This window comes from Streptomyces sp. NPDC046215 (assembly GCF_040646215.1).
GTDB classification, from domain to species: Bacteria; Actinomycetota; Actinomycetes; order Streptomycetales; family Streptomycetaceae; genus Streptomyces; species Streptomyces stramineus.
The window spans coordinates 1-22,572 of record NZ_JBEYZW010000029.1 but is presented as its reverse complement, the minus strand read 5'-3'; the positions used below and the strand labels follow the sequence as shown (position 1 = coordinate 22,572).

Annotated in this window: 23 protein-coding genes and 3 pseudogenes; 11 read left to right on the top strand and 15 right to left on the bottom strand. The window is 69.6% G+C overall.

The features are described 5' to 3' along the window. The first annotated feature begins 130 nt into the window (after positions 1 to 130). The 3 genes from ABZ951_RS15250 to ABZ951_RS15240 all read left to right on the top strand — a co-directional run bounded on the left by ABZ951_RS15250 (position 131) and on the right by ABZ951_RS15240 (position 3,047). Entirely contained in the window at positions 131 to 916 is a 786-nt protein-coding gene (locus ABZ951_RS15250) for a CoA transferase subunit A (RefSeq protein ID WP_344088360.1), read from the top strand. A gap of 1 nt (position 917) precedes the next feature. After that, positions 918 to 1,577, top strand: a complete 660-nt coding sequence (locus tag ABZ951_RS15245) for a CoA transferase subunit B (RefSeq protein WP_344088209.1) — start codon at positions 918 to 920, stop codon at positions 1,575 to 1,577. 306 nt (positions 1,578 to 1,883) lie between these two features. Beyond that, entirely contained in the window at positions 1,884 to 3,047 is a 1,164-nt protein-coding gene (locus tag ABZ951_RS15240) for a PHB depolymerase family esterase (RefSeq protein WP_361280003.1), read from the top strand. Positions 3,048 to 3,223: 176 nt separating this feature from the next. Here the strand turns inward: ABZ951_RS15240 and ABZ951_RS15235 are convergent, their stop codons facing one another. After that, entirely contained in the window at positions 3,224 to 4,348 is a 1,125-nt protein-coding gene (locus ABZ951_RS15235) for a hypothetical protein (protein ID WP_344088203.1), read from the bottom strand. Between the two features lie 382 nt (positions 4,349 to 4,730). On the opposite strand from ABZ951_RS15235, the gene ABZ951_RS15230 reads away from it, so the two are divergent. Next, entirely contained in the window at positions 4,731 to 5,351 is a 621-nt protein-coding gene (locus ABZ951_RS15230; RefSeq protein ID WP_344088200.1) for a LysE family translocator, read from the top strand. A 548-nt stretch (positions 5,352 to 5,899) separates the two neighbouring features. Here ABZ951_RS15230 and ABZ951_RS15225 read toward each other — a convergent pair. After that, positions 5,900 to 6,076, bottom strand: a complete 177-nt coding sequence (locus tag ABZ951_RS15225) for a hypothetical protein (protein WP_344088197.1) — start codon at positions 6,074 to 6,076, stop codon at positions 5,900 to 5,902. 73 nt (positions 6,077 to 6,149) lie between these two features. Between ABZ951_RS15225 and ABZ951_RS15220 the strand changes: the two are divergent. Continuing rightward, positions 6,150 to 6,413 (top strand): annotated as a pseudogene (locus ABZ951_RS15220) (IS110 family transposase); the annotation flags it as partial. A gap of 88 nt (positions 6,414 to 6,501) precedes the next feature. Here ABZ951_RS15220 and ABZ951_RS15215 read toward each other — a convergent pair. Both ABZ951_RS15215 and ABZ951_RS15210 read right to left on the bottom strand, forming a co-directional pair. Next, the gene (locus tag ABZ951_RS15215) at positions 6,502 to 6,717 is read right to left on the bottom strand and encodes a hypothetical protein (protein ID WP_344088194.1); all 216 of its coding nucleotides are present in this window, start codon (positions 6,715 to 6,717) and stop codon (positions 6,502 to 6,504) included. Between the two features lie 51 nt (positions 6,718 to 6,768). Then, a complete protein-coding gene (locus ABZ951_RS15210; RefSeq protein WP_344088191.1) occupies positions 6,769 to 7,536 on the bottom strand; it encodes a MerR family transcriptional regulator in 768 nt (255 codons plus the stop codon). 518 nt (positions 7,537 to 8,054) lie between these two features. Between ABZ951_RS15210 and ABZ951_RS15205 the strand changes: the two are divergent. Both ABZ951_RS15205 and ABZ951_RS15200 read left to right on the top strand, forming a co-directional pair. Continuing rightward, a pseudogene (locus tag ABZ951_RS15205) lies at positions 8,055 to 8,284 on the top strand (transposase); the annotation flags it as partial. Between the two features lie 85 nt (positions 8,285 to 8,369). Then, positions 8,370 to 8,971: pseudogene (locus ABZ951_RS15200) on the top strand (Tn3 family transposase); the annotation flags it as partial. A gap of 28 nt (positions 8,972 to 8,999) precedes the next feature. Here ABZ951_RS15200 and ABZ951_RS15195 read toward each other — a convergent pair. Together ABZ951_RS15195 and ABZ951_RS15190 are read right to left on the bottom strand one after the other, a co-directional pair. After that, complete coding sequence (locus ABZ951_RS15195; protein WP_344088357.1) at positions 9,000 to 9,497, bottom strand: peptidylprolyl isomerase; 498 nt, start codon at positions 9,495 to 9,497, stop codon at positions 9,000 to 9,002. A gap of 187 nt (positions 9,498 to 9,684) precedes the next feature. Further along, the gene (locus ABZ951_RS15190) at positions 9,685 to 10,083 is read right to left on the bottom strand and encodes a hypothetical protein (RefSeq protein WP_344088189.1); all 399 of its coding nucleotides are present in this window, start codon (positions 10,081 to 10,083) and stop codon (positions 9,685 to 9,687) included. Positions 10,084 to 10,317: 234 nt separating this feature from the next. Between ABZ951_RS15190 and ABZ951_RS15185 the strand changes: the two genes are divergently transcribed. Then, positions 10,318 to 10,689, top strand: a complete 372-nt coding sequence (locus ABZ951_RS15185; RefSeq protein WP_344088187.1) for a hypothetical protein — start codon at positions 10,318 to 10,320, stop codon at positions 10,687 to 10,689. A 243-nt stretch (positions 10,690 to 10,932) separates the two neighbouring features. On the opposite strand, the gene ABZ951_RS15180 is transcribed toward ABZ951_RS15185, so the two are convergent. From ABZ951_RS15180 to ABZ951_RS15165, 4 genes are all read right to left on the bottom strand, one after another. Continuing rightward, complete coding sequence (locus tag ABZ951_RS15180) at positions 10,933 to 11,580, bottom strand: response regulator transcription factor (protein ID WP_344088185.1); 648 nt, start codon at positions 11,578 to 11,580, stop codon at positions 10,933 to 10,935. Beyond that, complete coding sequence (locus ABZ951_RS15175; protein WP_344088183.1) at positions 11,568 to 12,806, bottom strand: sensor domain-containing protein; 1,239 nt, start codon at positions 12,804 to 12,806, stop codon at positions 11,568 to 11,570. The genes ABZ951_RS15180 and ABZ951_RS15175 overlap by 13 nt, the downstream gene beginning before the upstream one ends. A 71-nt stretch (positions 12,807 to 12,877) precedes the next feature. Further along, positions 12,878 to 15,397, bottom strand: a complete 2,520-nt coding sequence (locus ABZ951_RS15170) for an ABC transporter permease (protein ID WP_344088180.1) — start codon at positions 15,395 to 15,397, stop codon at positions 12,878 to 12,880. Next, positions 15,394 to 16,140, bottom strand: a complete 747-nt coding sequence (locus ABZ951_RS15165; RefSeq protein ID WP_344088177.1) for an ABC transporter ATP-binding protein — start codon at positions 16,138 to 16,140, stop codon at positions 15,394 to 15,396. Before ABZ951_RS15165 ends, ABZ951_RS15170 begins: the two co-directional genes overlap by 4 nt. A gap of 229 nt (positions 16,141 to 16,369) precedes the next feature. On the opposite strand from ABZ951_RS15165, the gene ABZ951_RS15160 reads away from it, so the two are divergent. Continuing rightward, entirely contained in the window at positions 16,370 to 16,534 is a 165-nt protein-coding gene (locus ABZ951_RS15160; RefSeq protein WP_344088174.1) for a hypothetical protein, read from the top strand. Positions 16,535 to 16,589: 55 nt separating this feature from the next. Here the strand turns inward: ABZ951_RS15160 and ABZ951_RS15155 are convergent, their stop codons facing one another. The 3 genes from ABZ951_RS15155 to ABZ951_RS15145 form a co-directional block, all read right to left on the bottom strand. Continuing rightward, positions 16,590 to 17,804, bottom strand: a complete 1,215-nt coding sequence (locus tag ABZ951_RS15155; RefSeq protein WP_344088171.1) for a glycosyltransferase — start codon at positions 17,802 to 17,804, stop codon at positions 16,590 to 16,592. Then, entirely contained in the window at positions 17,801 to 18,601 is an 801-nt protein-coding gene (locus ABZ951_RS15150; protein WP_344088168.1) for a MerR family transcriptional regulator, read from the bottom strand. The genes ABZ951_RS15155 and ABZ951_RS15150 overlap by 4 nt, the downstream gene beginning before the upstream one ends. 273 nt (positions 18,602 to 18,874) lie before the next feature. Beyond that, on the bottom strand, positions 18,875 to 19,171 hold the full coding sequence (locus ABZ951_RS15145) for a helix-turn-helix domain-containing protein (protein ID WP_344088165.1): 297 nt from the start codon (positions 19,169 to 19,171) through the stop codon (positions 18,875 to 18,877). Between ABZ951_RS15145 and ABZ951_RS15140 the strand changes: the two genes are divergently transcribed. Both ABZ951_RS15140 and ABZ951_RS15135 read left to right on the top strand, forming a co-directional pair. Then, positions 19,170 to 19,334: a hypothetical protein gene (locus ABZ951_RS15140; RefSeq protein ID WP_344088162.1), complete on the top strand. Its 165-nt coding sequence runs from the start codon at positions 19,170 to 19,172 to the stop codon at positions 19,332 to 19,334. The genes ABZ951_RS15145 and ABZ951_RS15140 overlap by 2 nt on opposite strands. A 117-nt stretch (positions 19,335 to 19,451) precedes the next feature. Then, positions 19,452 to 20,159 carry a hypothetical protein gene (locus ABZ951_RS15135; RefSeq protein WP_344088158.1) on the top strand — a complete coding sequence of 236 codons (708 nt, stop codon included), beginning with the start codon at positions 19,452 to 19,454 and terminating at the stop codon, positions 20,157 to 20,159. 68 nt (positions 20,160 to 20,227) lie between these two features. Here the strand turns inward: ABZ951_RS15135 and ABZ951_RS15130 are convergent, their stop codons facing one another. Beyond that, positions 20,228 to 20,779, bottom strand: coding sequence for a GNAT family N-acetyltransferase (locus tag ABZ951_RS15130; RefSeq protein WP_344088155.1), 552 nt, complete (start codon positions 20,777 to 20,779; stop codon positions 20,228 to 20,230). Positions 20,780 to 22,437: 1,658 nt separating this feature from the next. Next, positions 22,438 to 22,572: beta/gamma crystallin domain-containing protein (locus ABZ951_RS15125; RefSeq protein WP_361280017.1), on the bottom strand; the 135-nt coding region annotated here is incomplete at its 5' end.

Genomic DNA, 22,572 nt, shown 5'->3' with positions numbered 1-22,572 from the left:
GGAGGCGGCCCCTTCCTAGGGTCGACGCCAGTTGGCCGAGCGGGCACCGACCGGAGCAGCGGTTCATGGCAGTCAAGCCCGGCCGTTGGTGAACAGGGGCGGTTGGTGTCCCCCGATGGGAAGGGACCGAATGGGTCTGGACAAGACGGTCGCGGACGCGGCCGAGGCGGTGGCGGACATCCCCGACGGGGCGTCACTGGCCGTCGGCGGGTTCGGGCTGTGCGGCATACCGAGCGCGCTGATCGAGGCCCTGCTGCACCGGACGACCTCAAGGCTTGCGGTCGTCTCCAACAACTGCGGTGTGGACGACTGGGGTCTGGGGCTGCTCCTGCGCGCGGGCCGGATCGCGAGGATGACCAGCTCGTACGTCGGGGAGAACAAGGAGTTCGCCCGGCAGTACCTCAGCGGTGAGCTGGAGGTGGAACTGGTGCCGCAGGGCACTCTCGCCGAGCGGTTGCGCGCGGGAGGAGCCGGAATCCCCGCCTTCTACACCCCGGCGGGGGTCGGGACTCAGATCGGCGAGGGCGGCCTGCCCTGGCGGTACGGGCCGGGCGGGAGCGTAGCGGTCGCCTCACCGCCCAAGGAGACCCGCGTCTTCGGCGGGCGCGAGTATCTGCTGGAAGAGGGCATCACCACCGACTTCGCGCTGGTGCGCGCGGTCATCGGCGACCGTCACGGCAACCTGGTCTTCCGCTCCTCGGCCCGCAACTTCAATCCATTGGCGGCGATGGCCGGCCGCATCACCATCGCGGAGGTCGAGCACCTGGCCGAACCCGGAGAACTCGACCCCGACCAGGTCCACCTGCCCGGCGTGTTCGTCCAGCGCGTGATCCGCGTCCACCCCGGCGACCCCGCCGCCGAGCGGCGCATCGAACGCCGCACGGTCCGAACCGAGCAGGAAGGCGGCGGTGCCTGACATGGCCCTCACCCGCGAGCAGATGGCCGCCCGGGCCGCCCGGGAACTGGCCGACGGCACGTATGTCAACCTCGGCATCGGCCTGCCCACCCTGATTCCCAACTACTTGCCGCCCGGCGTCGAGGTGGTGCTCCAATCGGAAAACGGCATTCTCGGTGTAGGGCCCTACCCGACCGAGGACGAGATCGACAGCGACCTGATCAACGCGGGCAAGGAAACCGTGACGACGCTGCCGGGCGCCTCGTTCTTCGACTCCGCGCTGTCCTTCGGCATGATCCGCGGTGGCCACATCGATACCGCTGTCCTCGGCGCCATGCAGGTATCGGCCACAGGCGACCTCGCCAACTGGATGATCCCGGGCAAGACGGTCAAAGGCATGGGCGGCGCCATGGACCTGGTACATGGCGCCCGACAAGTCATCGTCCTCATGGAACACACGGCCAAGGACGGCAGCCCCAAGCTCGTGCCGGAATGCACCTTGCCGCTCACCGGACGGCACGTCGTCCAGCGCGTCATCACCGACCTCGCCGTCCTCGACGTCACACCTGAGGGCTTCCGGCTCGCGGATCTCGCGCCCGGCGTGACGGTCCAGGACGTCCGGGCGGCCACGGCAGCCCAACTGATCGTGCCCGACCGGCTCGCTTCTCAGTCACCCTCCTGAGTCGATAGCACCTACCACGCCAGTGATACAACCCCTCGGCGGTCCACCAGGAGTCGTCCCGACTGTGGTGATCCCTGCCATGTCGCAGACACATTGCTGCCACATACGGTTCCGGACACCCGGGCTGCTTCCGACTCCCATGCGCCGGAATCGGTCCGGACCCCCCGCAGGCAACCCGAGGGAGCCACCATGCCGTCACATCTCATTGAACCCGCAGCAGAGCCCGGCAGCGGGCCCGCCGGCCCGCTGCGGCCCGGCGTCCGACGCCGACCAACTGCGACACTCACCGCAGGGGTGGCGGCAGGAGTGGTCATTCTCCTGCTCGCCGCGCTGTCCGTCGTGGCGATATCCAGCCCGGCCCGCGCGGCGACAACACCTCAAGAGGTGACGGGATTCGGCTCCAATCCGGGCAACCTGCGCATGTTCCGCTACACGCCCCCGGGACTGGCCGACGGGCGCCCCGTCGTCGTGGCCATGCACGGCTGCACCCAGAATGCCGCCACCTATGCGTCCAACACCGGCTGGATGCGGCTGGCCGACACGTACAAGTTCTCCGTGGTCTTCCCGCAGCAGCAGACGGAGAACAACATGAACTCGTGCTTCAACTGGTTCGAAGCCGGTGACACCCGGCGGGACTCCGGAGAAGCGCTGTCGATCAAGCAGATGGTCGACCGCACGAAACGGGACTACGGCTCAACAAGCGCCTACGTCAGCGGCCTCTCAGCGGGCGGAGGAATGACCTCCGCCATGCTGGCGGCCTACCCCGACGTCTTCTCGGGCGGGGGAATCATCGCCGGGCTGCCCTACGGCTGCGCCGACTCGGTGTCCTCCGCCTTCACCTGCATGAGCCCCGGCGTCAGCAAGAGCCCCAAGGAGTGGGGAGACAAGGTAAGGGAGGCGTTCTCGTCGTACTCCGGGCCTCGCCCGAAGGTCTCGATCTGGCACGGCACCACGGACTCGACCGTGAAACCCATCAACGCCACCGAGCTCATGGAGCAGTTCACCAACGCCAACGGCACCGATCAGACACCGGACACCACGGACACGGTCGGAGGCTACCCCCACCGGGTCTACGGCGGCACCGTGGAGACCTACCAGATCACCGGCATGGGGCACGGCCATCCCGTCGACCCCGGCGCAGGACCCGCCCAGTGCGGCACCGCGGCCGCCTACATCCTGGACGTCAACATCTGCTCCGCGCACCACCTCGTCCGGTTCTGGGGCATCGACGACAGCGCCTCGCCCAAGCCGACCTCGACCGGCACGAGCACGCCGACTCCGACCCCGACCAGCTCAACCCCGCCCTACTCCGACACCGTCATCGGCACCGCGACCGACCACTACGTGGCCCAGCGCATCACCGTGGACGGTTACAACAAGCTGGGAGCCGCCCACGGCTACAACACCCCCTTCACTCTCTACCAGTGCGAGGCAGGATGGACCGATAGGACCGACTGCTCGCCCATCTGAACCACGAGGAGGGAGGGCGCGGTGGGACACGCCTCCCAGGGGAGTCTCCCGGTCGGCATGCCCCACCGCGTATTTCTTCCTGAACGATGCGAACCGGGAGGCGGTGGAGGCCAAGCGGGCGTCGTGGTTACGCGGGTGCTGTGGTTACGCGGGTGCCGTGTTCACGATCTCGCGGGTCAGCGCCCCGGGCGTGCGTAGGTGATCCGCTCACAGCTCTTTTTGACGACTCCGCGCTGCATGGTGAAGAAGAAGGCGTCCTTTCCGCCGTCGCCGCAGTCGACGGTTCCGGCGTTGGTGTTCGCGGTGATGGTGTCATCACCGTCCTCGCCGTGGATCGTGCTGCCCACGAGCCCGGCGCTCTGGCTGCGGTTGGTGTGATGCCCGCCCTGCACGGAGATCTCGTCGTCCCCCGGCGTGCCGGTGACCGTGCCGAACCACATGCCGAAACCGCCGATCCTGTTGCGGACGCGCGGGCCGCTGCCGGCGTCACCGCCGGTGATGTGGACGACGGCGCCGTCCGGCGCGGGTCCACCGATGACGTCGCCCGAGAGGACGGCGAATCCGCCGTTTCCGCCGACGCCGTTCTTCGTCCACGACGAGCCGTAGTTCCCTTGCCCGCCGTGCCCGCCGTTCACAGTGAGCTGCCCACGCCGGTCGGCGGCGACGACGACCTGTGCGTCATGCCGCAGCCCCGCGCCGCCCGAGCCCCCCGACCCCCCGTGGGCGGGGTAGGGGGAGATCGTCCTGCCGTCGCCACCGTTGCCGCCGTCGCCGCCGGTCAAGGTGATGATGTTGACCCCGCGCCCGCCCTCGACCGCGCCGCCGTCCACCGCCTCGCCTCCCTGGCCTCCGTTGCCCCCGTCGTAGACGCTCGAACCGCGAATGTGGGCGTTCCTCCCGTTGGCACCCTTGCCGCCGGTCAGGGCGATGACGTCGTGGCCGTCGCCTCCGAGGACCCACCCGCCCTCGTCGACGGCCGGATCACCGTCGCCGCCCCTCGTCGTGTCCGTTCGGGCGCCGTCGCGGCCGCGCACCGTGATGGCGTCGTTGCCGGCGAGGCCGTCCACGGTCCCGTACACGGTGCCGGTGATCTCGATGACGTCGTCGCCCGCCGTTCCCCTGAGGGTCTGTCCCTTCGGGACGCCTTGGGTGCACACGATGTGCGTGCCGTCGCGAGTGCAACCGGACGGGTCCGCCGCCCAGGCCGGCGGCGCGAGCGCCGTGACGCACGCGGACGCCATCACGACCGCCGTGGCGATCGACTGCCGGCCGCGATTCCCGGGGTGGCGTGCACGAGACATGAGAACTCCCTGACATGACGAAAGCGGGGCTTTGAGGCCCCACAGGAGTACTGATGCGATCACCCGACAGTCAAAGGAGTGGAACGCTGATCCCTTTCTTTTCCGTCCGTCCGTACGGGCTTCGTACGGATGCCTTGCGAGAAGCAAGCTGAGCGGGGTGGTGCGGCCGCTGATCACTGAGCGCCGCCCGCCGCACGCCTTCGAAGGCGAGGAACGCAGTGGGCGACGCCGTTTCCTCGGCGCGAGGAGGAGACCGGTCCTCCGTCGTTGCCGGTCACGGCGTACCGTGACTTCCGGTGTGCGCCTCCGTCCCGACGGACGTCGGTGGGGCGTGCGTAGGATTCCGGAGAGCCGGGACGGGACGGGGACGGGAGTACGGACGATGTGGACGCAGATCGCGACGGCGGCAGGGGTGCTCGCCCTGCTGACCGTGGTGCCGGGGCCCGACATGGCCGTCGTCACCAAGCGGGCCGTCGCCGCCGGACGGGCGGAGGGCCTGCGTGCCGCCGCCGGCATCACCGTCGGGCTGCTGGCCTGGGGCGTGTTCACGGTGGTGGGGCTGGCGGCGGTGATCGCCGCGTCGGCCGAGGCGTACCTCGCCGTCAAGCTGCTCGGCGCCGGCTGCCTGGCCTTCCTCGGCCTCCAGGCGCTGTGGCAGAGCCGGCGCGGCGCGCCCGGCCCCGCGGTGGAGGCGGCGGCGAAGGGTTCCTGGGGCGCGTTCGCGAGCGGCCTCGTGTCGAATCTGCTCAACCCGAAGATCGCCGTCTTCTACACCGGTGTCCTGCCCACCCTGGCCCCGGACGGCCTCTCCACGGCGGCGGGCATGAGCCTGCTGGTCCTGCTGCACGCCGCGCTGACCCTTTCCTGGCTCGGCGGGTACGTGTACGTCGTCTCGCGCGCCCGGGCCGTGTTCGAACGGCCCAGGGTGCGGCGCGCGTTGGACCGCGTCACGGGCGTCGTCCTGCTCGGCTTCGGCCTCCGGATGGCCGCCGAGGCCGGCTGAGCGGCGGCGCGGTTCCCGCGTGAGGAGGAGGCGAACGGGGAGCCGCTCGCGTCAGCCCGGCCGACCCTTGGTTCAGCCCGTTCCGGCCGTTGCACCGCCCGGTCCTCCCGGCTGGTCGGCGTGCCACCCGACACCCGTTCGCAATCTGACGCCCGGCGCCCCACGTTGCTCGCGAGACGAACCAGGGCCGCCCTCTTCCCCTACCCGGCCTGCTGCACCGGTCGGCGTACCATCCGGCGCCCCGCCCGCCTTCGACGTCCGGCGCCCGGTGCCGATCGCAGCGCGAACGAGGGGAACCCGCTCACCCCGGCCCGCGCCCGTCCGACCTTGGCGCAGGCCGGCCCTCCACCCGACGCACCGCGCACCCTTCGGCATCCGGTTCCCGGCATCGATCGCGAGGCGGACAGGGCGAACGGAGCGGACGGAACGGCCGTGCCGGCGGCAGCCGGGCCCGAGACGGTTCAGCGCCCCGCCCCCGCCCCGGCAGGCCGCGCGGGGGCGCCGCCCCGCCGACGGAACCCCGGCCGGACGGCCGCCCGCCCGCCTCCTCAGCACAGCAACAGCTCCCGCGCGCGGCCCATCACCCGCGCCCGGTCGTACCCCTCGCCGCCGTCGGAGGCGATCAGGTGGCAGCCGATGCGCAGGGAGAAGCCGAGCAGGCTGCGGGCCTCGACCTCGCCGGGGTCGGGGCAGAAGGAGCCGAAGAGCGAACGCAGGTAGTGCATCCGCCGGTCGTCGGCCGGCGCAGTCGGCCAGCGACGGTCTCGTCCCGGCGGGCTCAGTTGCGGATCGCGACAGGTGTCCTCCGGGAAGACGCAGCGCCGCAGGCTGAGCCGCGGCGGCGACCGCTAGGCGAACGCCGCCCTCTACCCGATCGTCCTCAGCCGTCTGTGCTGGGACGACCGCACGCGCGGCTACCTGCAGCGACGTCTGACTGAAGGCAAGACACGCCGCGAGATCATCCGCTGCCTCAAACGCTACGTCCCACGAGAGATCTACCGACTCCTCGTCCCCGCGAAAACTCCGCCTGACCAGGCAGGACCCGCCATCGGTGGTGCTTGACACCCAAAGGGGCATCAAGCTCGCCATCCGCTACGAGGCGACTGTTCAGCTCACGTTGATACGGCAGTCGCTGTGATCCTATCTGCCCTCACACGGTGTTCGGGTGACCGGGACCGGCCTCCGGCAGCTTCGCTTTCAGGCGGAAGTAGTTGATGGCGGCGTGTACCACGAGTGCAACCGGCAGGGCGAGGAGAAGGGACCACGGCACTGTGCCGACCGCAGCCAGAAGGCAGATGACCGGAAGGGTAAGGAGGGTGGGGCACGCTGAGGTCAGAGCGATGCGCATATTGGTTCGACGGTTCATGGCAGACTCCTTGGTAAATAGGGGTGACAGGGTGACCACAGCACATGCCAGTCAGGCAGGGCTGTTGCGAGCGCGGTCCAGGTAGTCGGCCAGCTCTCGCCAGGCGACAGCCGGAGCACCGGAATCTCCAGACAAGGCGGCTGGATCGTCATGCCAGGCAGCCCTCACACCGGCGGAGATACCGGCATCGCCGCCGGTGAACAACGCGCTCAGCTCGTCCATGCGGGCCACCAGTCGGCGGACCATTTGATCAGTGGGAGGAGTTCCACCCGCGCGGAGTCGTTCGGCCCTGCGGTACAGCTCAGGCCACTCCACCTCAAGCAGGTAATGCATCGCAGGCCCCAGGTCAGCGGCGCGAGTCCGCAGGACATGAATCTGGTCGGCATCCAGGTGGCGGCTCAGCGAGTGCTCGCCCTCCGGACTGGTGCCGCCGATCGCCCGCAGAGCATCGAGCAGAGCCGTGGCCGTCGGGGCCTGGTCTGCCGCAAGCTCGTCACCGAGTTGCACGAGTCGCCGCCGCAGGACATCGAGGGCAGCGATAGATGCCTCCACACCGGCCAAGTGATTCCGGACCAACCGCACCGGATCGACCCCGGCATCGAGGCAGACGGCGATAGTGTCGAGAGCCAGCCCCAGACTACGCAGTGCCAGCACTTGATAGAGACGGACGAGGTCGTCCTCGGTGTATTCCCGGTGCCCTCCCGCGGTGCGCTGTGAGGGGCTGAGCAGACCGATGGCGTCCCAATGATGCAGCGTACGCACAGTCAGCCCACTGGCCTCGGCAAGCCGGCCGACCTTCCAGGTGGCAGAAATAGTCATAGAGCCACCATGCATCCTCACACCGCGTGAGGTTCAAGCCGGGCCAACTGGCCGCGCCCTGGAAATCTTCCGCCCCGTTCATGCGCCCCGTACCCCCGAGCGGTACGACCGCGCGCTGGCCGAGTTTGCGCTGCCGGGTATGGTCGATGAGAACGGCGAGGGCAGCCTGCGCGAGCTGGAACCCGGCGAGGAGGTACGGCAGATCACGTTCCGCGACTGCACCACGGCCCGGGCGGTCCGCTATGAGAACTACACCGGGCTCGGCCTGCGGGGGATGCCCCCGCCCACCCCTCCGAGTTCGACCGGCTCCTCAAGGATGCCCTGGCCACCAAACCGCGCACCCTGGTGGTGGGTGAGGCCCACTGGCTCAACTCCGAGGCGTGTGGATGACCGGGTCATTCGTCAGGCAGGGGTTGCTTCCGCTGGTGTCTCGTTGATGGCTTCGGTAGCACCCGCAGACTCCAGGTGCCGCCTTTTAATCGAGGTGGTTGCGAACAGGTGGTTGGGTTGTGGGGGAGCACGGCACCGTGCTGGTGGTCGTCGACCAGCCCGCCTCCATCGGCGCCCTGCCGCTGGTCGTCGCCCGCGACGTGGGCTGCAGGGTCGCCTACCTCCAGGGCTGACCATGCGGCGGATCGCCGACCTCTACCCCGGCGAAGCCAAAACCGACGCCCGCGACGCGTTCGTCACCGCCGACGCCGCCCGCTCGATGCCCCACACACTCCGGGCCGTCGAGCTTGCCGACGAAGCCGTCGACCTGAACGATCAGTGGTTCTGGCGGGCTGACCCGCCCGACGGCCAGGAGCCGGCCAGCGGGTACGGGCCGCGAGGACGTGGCCTGCGACAAGGTCAACCTGAAGAAGATCGTCACGCACTGGCCGTACATGCTGCGTGGGGCCGGGTCGCTCATCACCAACCAGGTGAGGTCCTCTGACCTGTTGCGGATGTTCGGCTGCGAAGGACACTCGACCCCGCTGGGGCAGCGTTCGCCGAGTACACGGGCGATCGGCAAGACCATGCACCTGCTGGCCCTGGTCGACCCGGTCGACGACACCTACCGCCGCCTGCTGAACCGGCAGCTCACCGTGCAGGAGTCCCGACACCGTCTCGCCCGCACGATCTCCCATGGCGGCCGGGGCCAGATCCGCCAGATGTACCGCGAGGGCCAGGAGGACCAGCTCGCCGCGCTCGGCCTGGTCCTCAACGCCGTGGTGCTTGTGGAACACCCGCTACCTGGACGCTGCCGTCGCGCGGCTGCGCGCCGAGGGCCACGGGGTCAAGGACGAGGACGTCGCCCGCCTCTCCCCGCTCAAGGACCGGCACGTCAACTTCCGGGGCCGCTACCTGTTCAACATCGAGGCCAGCGGCCCCGGCCAGTGGCCTGTGGCCCTTCCGCGACCCCGACGCCATCGAGGACAACGAGGGCGAAGACTGATAGCCGACGCACCACCTGTTAGCTCTTCTTAGAGTGCCCCGCAGCCGTCGATGACGATCTTCTTCGAGGTCTTGCCCGAATCAGACCCGTAACTTTCGATCTTCTTGATGATGTCGTAGCCCTCGACGACCTCGCCGAACACCACGTGCTTGCCATCGAGCCATGGGGTCACCGCAGTGCAGATGAAGAACTGCGAGCCGTTTGTGCCCGGGCCCGCATTGGCCATGCTCAAGATGCCTGGCTTGGTGTGCTTAAGGATGAAGTTCTCGTCCTGGAACTTCTCCCCGTAGATGCTCTTGCCGCCGGTACCGTTGTGGTGGGTGAAGTCCCCACCCTGGAGCATGAAGTTAGGGATGACGCGGTGGAAGGTAGAGCCCTTGTACCCGAATCCGTTCCGTCCGGTCGTCAGCTCCAGGAAGTTGCGGGCGGTCTTAGGTACGACATCTTCGCGCAGCTCCATGACGACCCGGCCGACTCGGGCGCCGTCGGCTGACAGGTCGAAGTACACACGTGGGTTTGACGGCATGGTCCCCATGCTTCCATTCGGCGGATCTGGGTTGCTGAACGACTCACGGGTTTGAGCTGGAGTGCCAGATCGACGAGGTCACGCCGTGGCGTAGGCCTTCCAGCCGCCTCGGCGCCTGCGGCCCCGGGGCGACCCCGGCGCCGACAGCCTCGACGATAACGACGACGGCGCGGGGGCTGAACCGGACCTACTCAGGTGAGGTGCGGTCGGCGTCGGAATCCTGCGCACGGAGCAAGTCTTCAGCTTCTCCCCGGACCTCCTTGATGCCCTTGTACGAGCCGGTCGCAAGGCCGAGGGCGGATCCGCCCAGTGATCCGGCCGCGATCCCCACGGGACCGAGGAGAACTCCGAGGGCCGCAGTCCCCAAGCCGAACTTCGCCCCCTTACTGAGAATTCCGGGCGCCTCCTTAAGGAGGAGCTTGCCCTTTTGCGTGTTCTCTTCAGTAGCGAACCTGTCAACGAGCTTGCTCACTCGCGTTGGTGGTTCGGGGTCGGGCGGGGTGGGAGCGGCGTGGGCCGTTGCGGCTGAGGCGAGAAGGGTGCCGGTGAGGCAGAGGATGCTCAGAGCGCGCGCGGTCTTGGTCATGTAAGACCAAACGATTAGCGGGGCGCAGGGATGCGGGACCACCGCGTTTGCCTGCGCCCCGCGGCTCTCACAAACGGGTGACGGGCTCAAGGGGCGGTGCGCCACCCTGCCGTCAACCGGTTGACCGGTCAACCGACAGTCGGCACAAAGTCCCGACGTGTCATGTCACACGGGCTCCGGCCTGACGGGAGACCGAGCCTGCTCGGTCCCCATGCATCAAGCAGGATGGGGAACATGCACACGAACGGAAGCCGGCCCCTTGAAGACCTTGTGCACTGGAACGGTGAGCTCTCTGACCTCATCAGAAATGCCCGGCGCGGTGAACCGACATCGATCGTCACCTTCCGTCGTGGCCATGCCCTGGCTGCTGCGGAGAAGGTCACTGCTGGACTGGTCGGCCCCAGCCAGCTCGTCGACTGGGCGCAGGCTGTGCATTTCGAGAACTGCGTGGACGTCGACGAAGAGCACCAGGACCTGCTGACTCAGTTCCTCGTCGAGATCTCGACCCCCGAGCTGTTCGAGCCGGTCACACACGAAGTCTGCCAACGGTGGCTGGGCGTCCTGCAGACATCGATGGCCTCGGGTGCCGAAGCGGCCGAACATTAGACGACGAGCTGAGGCCGCAGCTCCAGCAGAGGACCCGGTCGGCGTGTGCGGGGCAGGCAGTGTGGTGTCCGCAGCGGGGGCACGTGTGCCGGCCGTCGGACTCTCCTCTTCCACGGGCACCTCAAGCTGGTCCTCCTTCGCGGTCGCGAAGTTGCGCCGCGTAGCTGGGTGAGATGGCGGGAACGGAGGCAGGTCGAGGCGATGCCTTCGTTCACGGGAGCAGCAGCGATTGGGCCGGGCGGGTCAGGCGTTGAGGTAGGTGAGGACGGCCTGTACTCGCCGGTGGGTGTCGCTGGTGAGCGGGAGGTCGAGTTTGGCGAGGAGGTTGGAGATGTGTTTCTCGACGGAGACGGGGGCCAGGACGAGGCGTTCGGCGATGGCGGAGTTGGACAGGCCCTGGGCCATGAGGGCGAGGACTTCGTGTTCGCGGGGGGTCAGGCGGGCGAGGCCGGTGTCCTTGCTGTTGCGGGCGAAGATCTGGGCGATGACTTCGGGGTCGAGGGCGGTACCGCCGGCGGCGACGCGTTCGAGGGCGTCGAGGAAGGCGTCGATGTCGGTGACGCGGTTCTTGAGGAGGTAGCCGACGCCGCCGCGGCCGTCGGCCAGCAGTTCGGCGGCGTAGGTGCGCTCGACGTACTGCGACAGGATGATCACCGGCAGGGCGGGGGTGTGCCGGGCGCGGACCTCGATTGCGGCGCGGAGTCCTTCGTCGCGGAAGCCGGGCGGGAGGCGGACGTCGATGAGGGCGAGGTCGGGGCGGTGGGTGTCCACGGCGGCGATCAGGTCGGGGCCGGAGTCGACGGCGGCCAGGACGTCGTGGCCGGTGGCGGTGAGCAGGCGGATGAGCCCTTCGCGCAGCAGGAGTAGGTCTTCGGCGATTACAAGGCGCATGGGATCTCCGCTTGGACGGTGGTGGGGCCGCCGGTGGGGCTGGTGAGGGTGAGGGTGCCGTCGAGGGCTTCGATGCGGCGGCGTAGTCCGGTCAGGCCGGAGCCGTCCGGGTCGGCTCCGCCGTGTCCGTCGTCGGTGACGATGACGGTGAGGGTGCCGTCGGGGCGGGTGTGGACGGTGACGGTGGCGGTGGTGGCGTGGGCATGTTTAGTGATGTTGGTGAGGGCTTCGGCGATCAGGAAGTAGGCGGCGGCCTCCAGCGCGGGTGCCAGGCGGCGGGGCAGGCGGATGTCGGAGGTGATGGGCAGGGGGTGGTCGGCGAAGAGGGCGGTCAGGGCACCGTCCAGGCCGCGGTCGGTGAGGATAGGGGGGTGGATGCCGCGTACGAGGTGGCGTAGTTCGTCCAGGGCGGTGTTGACGTCGGCGCGGGCTGCCGTCAGGTCGGCGCGGGCCTGGTCGGCGGCAGGTCCGAGGGTCTTGAGGCGTCGCTCCGCCAGGGCCAGGGCCATGCCGAGGGCGACGATGCGGGCCTGGGCGCCGTCGTGGAGGTCGCGTTCGATACGGCGCAGTTCGGCAGCCTGTGCATCGATGGCGCGGCTGCGCGTGCGGGCCAGGTGGTCGGTGCGTTCGGTGAGTTGCTGGGTGCGGCCGGGCTTGAGCAACTCGGCGGCCAGGCGGGCCTGGCCGGTGGCCAGGGCGCATACGAGCCACGTGGCGGCGGGCAGCAGGGCCAGCGCGGCCAGCGCCGTCACAGCTTGCCTCCCCGGGGTGGCAAGTGGCATGAACCCGGGATCGCCGCGGTGTTCCGGCGGGAGCGCCCAGGCCCAGGCTGGTGCGGTGAGGGACGCCAGGTCCACTGCGAGGACGACCACGGCGAGGACGGCGCAGAACACGGTCAGCGGGAAGAGGATCGTCAGCCAGGCCGTATCGCGCCAGGTAGCGGGGTGCGCAGCCCGTTGCCGGGCCCGGCCGGAGACGACGGCTGCCTCGGCAGCCGGGTAGGGAGTGGGAATCCGGACGGGCAGGATGAGGGCGGCGCGGCGCCGTTCGAGTCCGGCGAGCCGGCGCACCACGGAGGTCGTAGCCAGGAAGGCGGGGGCGCCCAGGTGGGTGACGCCCAGGACCGCGCAGCCGGTGACCCCGGCCACGACGGTCACCAGCGCCCCGATGCCCGCGGCCAGGCCCAGCAGCAGGTATTGCAGAGACCGGACGGTGCGCTGGACCATGTCCCGCACTCTACGAACCCCCGTCTTCACAGCAGCGGCACGGGTTCCGGCCGGCGCCTGGCGTGTCGGCTTCACTGCTCGCTCCGTCCGCCACCTGCCGGCGCGGTGCGCAGGACCAGGCGGGTGGGCAGGGCTGCGGCGGCCAGACCGAGAAGGCCGGTACCGGCCAGCAGCCCTGTGTACCAGAGAGGGTCGACGATCATGCGCCACTGGCCGTCCTGGGCACTGCTGAACGTTCCCACGACCACTGCGGCGATCCCCGCACCGACGACAAGGCCGGCGGTGACGGTCAGCACCGCTTCGCGCGCGGCCATCGCCCGTACCTGGCGGGCAGTAGCGCCCAGCAGCCGCAGAGCGGCGTACTCGCCGCGGCGGCCGAGGGCGGCCATGGCGAAGGTGTTGAGGACGGCGACGGCAGTGAAGACGATGGAGATAGCAGTCAGCAGGCGCAGCGCCGCCTGCTGGGAGGCGCCTTCGGCGTCCTGCCGGCTGTCCGCCGTGCCGCCGGTCGCGGACAGGTGCGGGAACTGCGCGCGCAACTCCTTCATGGCCGCTGGGCCGGGGCCCTGGCCGAAGTGAACGGCCGACAGCAGGGACCGGGCGGTGTGCGCGGCGGTCAGCGGGCCGGGCAGCAGCATGTCGCCGAACCCGGCGGACCGGGCGTACACAGCCACCACCGGCCGCGAGAGGTGCGTGCCGTCCGGCAGCCACCACCCGACCGTGTCACCCACCCGCCAGTGCTGGGTTCCGGCGAGGTCCGTACTGACTGCCACCCCGTCGGCGAGCCCGTTCAGGGAACCGCTGGTGACCCTCAGATCCAGCACACCGTCTCCGGTGCGGTACAGGCCCTGGGCAGGGTAATGCTGCGGCTTGCCGCCCTTGCGGACCATGACCTCGCTCGGCACGGTCGCATCCACATCCCGTACCCCCGGCGTCCTGGCCGCCTCCTCATAGGCGCCCAGCGGCAGGCCGGGACCGCCGACAGCGGTCAGGGTCTCGCGGGCAGGGGCGACCCGAGCGCGGGCGGCCTGGCCGGTGAGGTCGCTGAGCAAGGTGGAGTTCAGCACCATCGTGGCGTTGAGAGCGAACAGCAGCGCCAGCGGCATCGCCGCCCCCGCCGCCCGCAGCGGGAAGCGTCGGGTGTTGGCAGCAGCCAGACGGCCGGTCGCTCCCGGCAGGACCCTGCCGAGCACGGCGCCCACCGTCCGCACCAACCACGGTCCCAGGGCGGCAGCAGCACAGATCAGCAGCGCACAGCCGATGAAGCCCATGCCGACGCCGATCCCGCCGTGCATCGGCGTGAACACCAGCACCGCCGCCGCACCCGCGATCAGCACCGCCCCGGTCAGCACGCGCCAGATTCCGCCGCCGGCCGGGGCCGCGGCCGACTCCCGCATCGCCTCTGCCGGAGCGATCCGGGCCACCCGCCGACCGGCGAAGTACGCCGCCAGCCGCGCCACGCCCACCCCCGTACCGGCCGCGATCAGCAGCGGCAGGACACCGCCGTGCACCTCAAGAGACGCGGGAACCGCGCCGGTGGCCACGAACCGGTCACCCATCCAGCTCGCCAGCCACCATCCGAGCGGAGCCCCCACCACGGCGGCGGCCACGCCCACCGCCCATGCCTCCAGGCCCATCAGCCGGCGCACCTGGCGCGGAGTCGCGCCCACTGTCCGCAGCAGCGCCAGCTCGCGCAGCCGCTGCCTGGCGGTGAAGGCGATGGTCCCGGCAATGACGAACAGGGCCGCGAACACAGTGATGCCCGCCATCGAACCGAACACCCCGACCGCGCCGGTGTAGCTGACCAGCACAGCCGGCGCATCAGCCTGTACCCGCTCTTCGCCGGTGAGCACCCGAACGTCCGAGCCGGCCACCCGCCGCACCTTGTCCAGTACCTCGTTGCTGTCGGCACCCGGAGCGAAGCGCAGGGCGAGCGCGGTCGCATCGCCCGGCCGGGTCAGCCGCCCGGCATCCGAGGGGGAGAAGAACACCGCGCCCTGCGAGGAGAGCTGCGGGCCGTCGGGGGCGGCGACGATGCCGGCGAGACGGAACGGGGCCACGTTCAGCGACAGGGCCATGCGCACCCGGTCGCCGGGCCGCACACCGGTACGCCGGGCCAGGCCCGCGTCCAGCACCACCTCACCGTCACCGGGCGCATGACCGTCGACGAGCCGGAAAGGAGTCAAAGCCGCAGACGACCAGGGATGCCCCAGCACCGGCGACGCGCCCGAACCGCCCCCGACCGGTCTCCCACCGGCCGTGAGCGGCTGGGCGTAGAACGACGCGTCCTTCGTCACCTGCGCCACTCCGGGTACGGCGGCCAGGCGGCCGGCCAGGCTGCCGGGAAGCGCGGGCGCACCCGACAACGGGCGGCTCTTGGTCTTGTCCCCGTCCCGCACGGACACCTGACGCTGGGCGCTGACCACGGCGTCGGCGGCGGTGTACCTGTTGGATCCGGCCGGGGAGGACAGCGCGGAGAACAGCAGCGTGCCGCAGGCGGCGACCAACGCCACCGCCAGGGCAGTGCCGGCGAAGGTCCCGGCGAAGGACCACCAGCGGTGGCGCACGGTGGCAAGAGCGAGACGGATCACCGGGCGCTCAGCTCCGTCATCACGGCGGCGACCTGCGCGGCCGAAACATCCCTCAGGCAGGAGTGAACCTGGCCGTCGGCGAGGAAGAGGACCTGGTCCGCGCAGGCGGCGGCAGCCGGGTCGTGCGTGACCATCACGACCGTCTGGCCCAGCTCGTCCACCGCCTCCCGCAGCAGCGCCAACACCTCACGCCCGCTCGACAGGTCCAACGCCCCGGTCGGCTCGTCGGCGAACAGCACCTGCGGGCGTCCGGCCAGCGCCCGCGCGACCGCCACCCGCTGCTGCTGACCACCCGAGAGCTGATCAGGCCGATCACGCTTGCGCCCGGACAGCCCCACCCGTGCCAGGACTTCGTCCGCCCAGCGCCGGTCCGGGCGCACTCCGGCCAACTGCTGCGGCAGCAGCACGTTCTGCCACACCGACAAGGCCGGGATCAGGTTGAACGACTGGAACACGAAACCCGCCCGACGACGGCGCGCCCGCGTCAACGCCGGCTCGCGCAGCGCACCGATGTCCTCCCCGGCCAGCCGGACCCGCCCGGCGCTGGGGCGCTCAAGACCAGCAGAACAGTTCAGCAGCGTGGATTTCCCGGACCCGGAAGGGCCCATCACCGCCGAGAACGTTCCTGCCGCCAATCGTGCGCTCACTCCCCGTAGCGCGGGCGTCCCACCACCGCCGGGGTACGTCTTCGACACATCTTCCAGCTCGACCGCAGCCGCTACCGGATCATTCGCCAGGTACATGCTCCCAGCCTCGCCGGAACGAAGCCGCACGCCTACATGGCCCACTCGTAACCTGGAGGTAGGGATAGCCCTACCTTCTCTCACGTCGGGCGGCTACGGGCAGCGCAAAAGATGATCAGATGGCCGCCTGACGTGCCGTCCCGATATCAGGCACCACGATTTTGCGCACAAGCTGCGCCGGTACGGGGAGTGGGACCGGCTGCTGCTGCCGGACACGGACGAGAAGACGGTGCGCCTGGCCCGGTCCCGGCCGGACGCGATCGAGCACGTCGGCCACGAGAAGCGGCTGTGGCGCCGGGTCTACCCGCCGACCGGGCGGGAGGGGCTGCCGCCGCTCGCGTTCGCGGACACCATCGCCGCGAAGGTCGCCAGTACCGTCGCCGTCGTGATCTGATGTGTAGGCCAGCGGAGCGTTGAGTGGCACAGGAGTGGGGAACGGTTTGGCAGCATCATCCATCGGTGAGCTGCTGGATGACCTTGAGCGCCTGGCCTGTTCCGTCCTCGGTCGCCAGGTGTTCTGCCGCACTCGCCGCGGCTCGTGTGCATGTCTGCTGCTTCACTACTTGGCTGAGTGAGTCGGCGAGCCGTTCGGTGGTGAGGGACCGGAAGGGGATCGGGTCGGTGGCGGCGCCGAGGGCGGCAAGTCGCCCTGCCCAGAACGGCTGGTCCGCGGTCACCGGTACGGTGACCGCGGGCACTGCGGCGCGCAGGGCGGCGGCCGAGGTTCCGGCCCCGGCGTGGTGGACCACCGCGGCGAGCCGTGGGAACAGCAGGGCGTGCGGCATGTCACCGATGGTGAGCACGTCGTCGCCGTCGGCCGCGAGCCCGGCACTGCCGGCCTGAAGGATGCCGCGTAGCCCGGCGCGACGCAGGGCTCGCACGGCGATCTCGCTCAGCCGTTCCCCGTCGTTCGCCGCCATGCTTCCGAAGCCGATGAGGACGGGTCGCGGTCCGGCACGAAGGAAGTCCTCCACGTCCGCGGGCAGCTGTTCGGCCGCATCGTGATAGGGCCACCAGTTGCCCACGACCTCCAGGCCGGGACGCCAGTCGGAGGGGCGTGGCACCAGTGCTGGGCTGAAGCCGTACAAGATAGGCCAGCTCGCTTGTTCCTGCCGTCGGCGCATCGCCGAGGCGGAAGCCGGGGGCAACTGGAGGCGGTGTCGCAGCCTTGCGACCGCCGGCTCGTAGACGCGGTCGGCCATGCGCAGAGCGAGGCGTCCGGTTGCGCGGTTGGCGAGGCGGCCCAGTGAGCGGGAGCTTGTGACGACCGGCGGGAAGTCGCCGGTCGGTGCGGTGGGCTGGAGGTACAGCCCGAGGCTCGGTATGCCCATGGCCTCGGCGAGGTGCCAGCCGAGCGGGGCCGTGGTGGCTGACAGAACGAGAAGATCCGCGCCATCGGCCAGCGCGTCGGCGAACCCCTGGCCCAGTTCAGAAATGAACGCAGCCGCCGTGCGCATCAGTTCACGCCTGTCCGGGACGCCGCCGGGCACCCGCGTGTCGGCGGGGAGACTGCGAAATTCCAGTCCTGCCGCGCGTACGAGGGGTGCGAAGGTGTCCGTGGTGGCGAGGGCTACGTCGTACCCGGCCCGGCGCAGTGCGGCGCCCAGGCCCGTGTAGGGCGCGACGTCGCCGCGCGATCCGGCCGCGGCGATCAGGATCTTCATCGGTCCTCCTGGGATGCGGTACGGCCGCCTGCGTGGCGGGCCGCGTTGGCGTGCACCGCCTTGGCCGTATAGGCGGCCAGGCCCGGGCGTTGCTGTGACGGCGGTACGACCAGGGCGAAGGCTCGTGGGTCGGCGACGAAGTCGTCCGCGATACGCCGGTGCATGTCCGGCGGGCAGGAAGTGAACCAGCGTGAGATGTGCAGACGGTGCTCCTCGGCGAGGTCCATGGCCCGCTCGCCGTCGCTCGGCTCCCCCTCGTCGAAGCTCGCGAGCAGCTCCGCCCGCCAGGCGGTGGCCTCGCCCATGAGCTGACGCCAGTCCTCCTTGGTGTGGGCAGCCGCGCGCGCCATCGACTCGCGCTGTCCCTCCGAGTGTGCCCACTTCAGCTCTGCCTGGGTGGCGTAGCTCAGGTCGAAGGTGATCTCACCGAAGACCTCGAAGCGTTCCTGAGGACTCAGGGACACCCCCGTCTGCTGGACCTCGACAGCCCGTTCCGCTACCTTGGCCAACTGCTGCAGCCTGGCGATCTCCTCACTCAACTGCCGCTGTCGGGCCTGCAGATACTCCACGGCATTCGCCTGTGGATCCCTGAGGATCGCGACGATCTCATCAAGGGAGAAGCCGAGCTCTCGGTAGAAGAGAATCTGCTGGAGGCGGGCCAGGTCCGCTTCGCTGTAGAGCCGGTAACCAGCCCGGGTGCGCTCACTGGGCGAGAGCAGCCCCGCCTTGTCGTAGTGATGCAGCGTACGCACCGTCACCCCGGCGAAAGCCGATACCTGTCCCACGGAGTAGCTCATCCACCTGCCCTTTCGTCGGCATACAGCATCAAGCCTGACGTAAGGGGAGGGTCAACTCGCTCTCACCGGGCTTCGTGGGGGAAACCGGAATATCGCTCATTGGTCCTCGCGCCTACGCTCTGCGAAACGGCGTGCGGAACGGTGCATGGCGGGCCTCAATGAGAGCACGCGGCAGGAATGACGAACCCGAGAGAACACCTATCTCCGACGGCGGGCTGGTGAAGGAGGAGCGCACATACAAACGCCTAGTGGAGATCCTGGCAGCTTGACCGTCTACGACCGGTGCGGGGTCAGAGCGAACCCCCGCCGGATCCGCGAGACCGTGGACTGCGACATGCCCGTGGCCGCGGCCATGGACCTGGTCGACCAGCGCGTGGCGTTCGTGGGCGTCTCCTTGAGCGTCCTGACGAGCATCTTGACGATGACGCGCTCGACACCGGCGTCGGTGATCTTCCGTGGGGCGCCGGGCCTCGGGTCGTCACGAAGACCGTCCGGACCCTGGTCGAGGAAGCGGCGCCGCCAGGTGCGGACCGTGTCCGGGGTGACCCGCAGCCGCCGGGAGATCTCCATGATCGAGTGCCCTTCGGAGCACTGCAGCCTCAGGTCACCACGGCTGCGCGAGCAGGCCGCGGCCCAGGGCGAGTCGACAGCGGCCGCGCCGTGGGCGGACCGCCTGCCCGAGCTCCCCGCGCGCTCGCTGGACAGCGACGCCACCGGGGAGGTGATCGCATGAGTGCCGAGCTGAGCGGCGTGGACCTCGCGCGCCAGGCCCTGGTCGCGGCCCGGGAGGCGGCGAAGAAGAACGGCGCCACCCAGACGAAAAAAGCCGAAGCGGCGCACCGGCACGGTCGTGCGCTGCGGCGGACGCGATCCTCTCGGGCTCGGCGCGGCGATCGTCGTGATGATGGCCGAGCGCGGCATGGTCGCCCCGGCCGCCGACGGCAGCGTCCTCGCCCAGTTCGACACCATCCTGGCCACGGCCGTACATGAGCTTGCCGGGTGGGTCCAGGCCGTGAAGTTCGACGCGGACACCGGCCGCTTGGACGCCGTCCCTGACGCTCCGGCAGTCGGCACCAAGCTGCGCTGGAGCGCGCCGAAGCTGATCGCGGCGGCCAACGAGACGGTGCCGAAGGCGAACGTCCGCGCCCTCCACGTCCTGGCGCCCGCGCTCATGAAGGACGGCCCCGCCACGGCGGTTGCCGACCCGGCCCCGCAGCCGGCCGCGCCCGCCGCGCCGGTGGAGCGCCGCACCCCGCCGGACGGTTACCGCCGCGCGATCGAGGCTCATCCAGCGCTCGGAAACGCTCATCACCTGGGCCTCGATCACCCTCATGACCAGGCACATCACCCGCCGAAACTCCCGCAGGAGCGGACAGCCGGTCTCCCGCGAGGCCAAGCGGGACTGATCCACTCGGCACTGACGGTGAGCAGCCCCACCAAGAGGCCACCGGGCCCCCAACCAGCACGCCGAGGCCAAGTGTCCCGGGACCGTCGCGAAACTCGGTACCGCTCAATCGTCCTCAAGGACAGCGTTCACTCCACGAGCAGTGCCAGTTAAACGATCTCGATGCCCAGAGCCCGCCGACTGCCGGTCGGCGGGCCAGCCAGATCGTTCGGCAGAGCAGGTCACTCGTCCGGAGCGGTGCTCTGCGCTGCGGGCCGCCATTCCTCTTCGAGGAGGCTGAAGATCAAGGAGTCTCGCCAGCCGTCGCGAATCAGCTGCGTGTGACGCAGACGTCCCTCATACGTCATGCCGAGCTTGGCCAGCACCCGGGCTGAGCCGAGATTTCGCGGGTCACAGGTTGCGTAGATTCGATGGAGCCCCAACTCACCGAAGCCACAGGCAAGAAGCTGCTGCCCAATCTCTGTCCCGATGCCCTGGCCCCAGACTCGCGGATGCACGACATAGGAGACCTCGGCCTGACGCTGGATGTCACTACGAACACGCAGTTCCCCCATGCCCACCACATCCCGCCCGAGGCGGGCCACATAGGAAAACCGGCGTCGGGGGCTGTCCGACCAGGCTCTGACCGCGCCTTCCACGAAGTCGCGCGTCTCATCCTCTGTGTTCGGCCCCCACGTCTGATAGCGACAAGCCTCCGCCAGACACGCCCACGAGTGAACGGCCGGCCAATCCTCCAAAGTGATCTTTTCCAGGGTCACCGAGCGTTGATTCATGAGGCGATCATGTCCACTTCAGCCTGTCGCCTTCAAGGGCAAGCCATACGCCTGCTCATGCTCGTCACCCTCTACTTCCTTCGACACTCCATCAAGTGGAGGGAGAGACATCACTGGCGAGATCCAAAGAGTCTCAACATCAATCGTCATGCGCACTGGTCCTCCCACCGAAGAACCAACTGAGACTACGTCCTGGCGATCTCTTGCCGGAACTGATGGATGAAGCCGCGAAGGAGATCCTCCGTTCCCCTGCGCTCGGCCCTGGGGTCGTCGTTCCCGGCCCAGCGGGGGCAGGACGGTGTCGTCGGCGCACAGTAGGCCGAGTGGGGGCGGGTCCGCGCCCAGCAGGCGGTTTCGAAGGCCCGCGCCGAAGTCGCGGCCGCGCAGATGCCCGCCGTGGAGGCTGCGCCCGTCGTACCGGTCATACCGGTCGTAGTGCCCGCGCCGCGTCCGGTTGCCGTGCCCGTCCCGGCCGTCGATGACGTCGACCAGGAGCAGGAGCTCGTCCTCGAGGGTCTGACCCGCGACCAGGTCCGCGACTGGCGGGTGCGCGCGATGAAGGACCCGCAGTTGGTGTTCGACCGCATCGACCGGTACGGCGCACACGGCCGGGTCCGCCGATCGGCGGGACGGGCCAGGGGGCGGGGCCAGCTACTCACGCCGCGCCTTCGGGGGCGGGTACGTGCCCGGTGGCGTGCCGACTGGCCGTTCAGGACAGCCGGAGGCGCGCTGGGGTGTCTGCGCCGATGCGAGCGCCGAGGCGCGCATTTTGCACCTGGTAGTGGAGCTATGCCCTTGTTGACCGAATCGCGACATCGCTATATGTAGTGAACCGACTATGAAGGAGGCGGGGGAGGATGCGTGTTTCTAAGGTCGCGCTGACTGCTGCTGCGCTGGCACTGATGGGGGGCGGGATGATGGCCGCGCCTGCGGCTGCCGATGCGGGCGGGAGGCTGGCCGACGGGCCATGCCGGGCCGAGCCGGTGATTGGCGGCGTTCTGGTCGGTGCGAGGTCCGTGTGCCCGCCGGGCACCTACCGTCACTGGCATCAAGTCCACGTAACCTGCCGGAAGAGGCTGGCCACGTATCCGGCCCATGGCCCCATCACCGGTGGGACCGGCGTCTCCGAAGTCCGGTGCACTCTGGGCTGGACCGTCAGCAACTGGTGGAACACCCAGGGCCCCGACGACTGACCTAAGGCGAAGGCGGTAGAAGCGCTGGAACGCTGATGGTGCGCTGGGGGCAGGGGTGGCCTGCCGGGACCAGCAGCACCCGCGGAAAAACCAACGGCGTGGCCCCTGACCTGACCGTTTCCATGAAGTCGGTTGGCTATGACTCCATCACCGTCGACTACGAGCGCGAACTCGCCCAGTTCGACGGGAAGGACCACCGGCCGCTGCGGACCTAGCCACCGACCTGCCGGGCTGGAGAACACCCCGAAAGGCCGGGCCGTCGGCGCTGGTGCCCGCTCATGGCACTGGCCGATGCCGGCCACGCCCGGAAAAGGGTGGCCGGCATCGGTGAGCCGGGCGGGAGAGGATTCGCGCTGATGGAGAATCCGCGTGCTTTCCCGGCAGGGCGGGTTCGGAGTCGGACGCTTCGGCGGGAATGGCCTTCCCGGAGAACCGGCCCGTCGGCGAAAACCGCCCGTCAATCCGTCAGAGGATTTCGATGGCCTTCACCTTCGGCGGACGGTTCGGGAAGGTGATCTCGTGCCACCGCTCGATCTTCACCGAGTCGCCGTTGGCGTCGTAGTAGATCAGGTCGTTGTTGCCGGTGGAGATCTTGTCGAC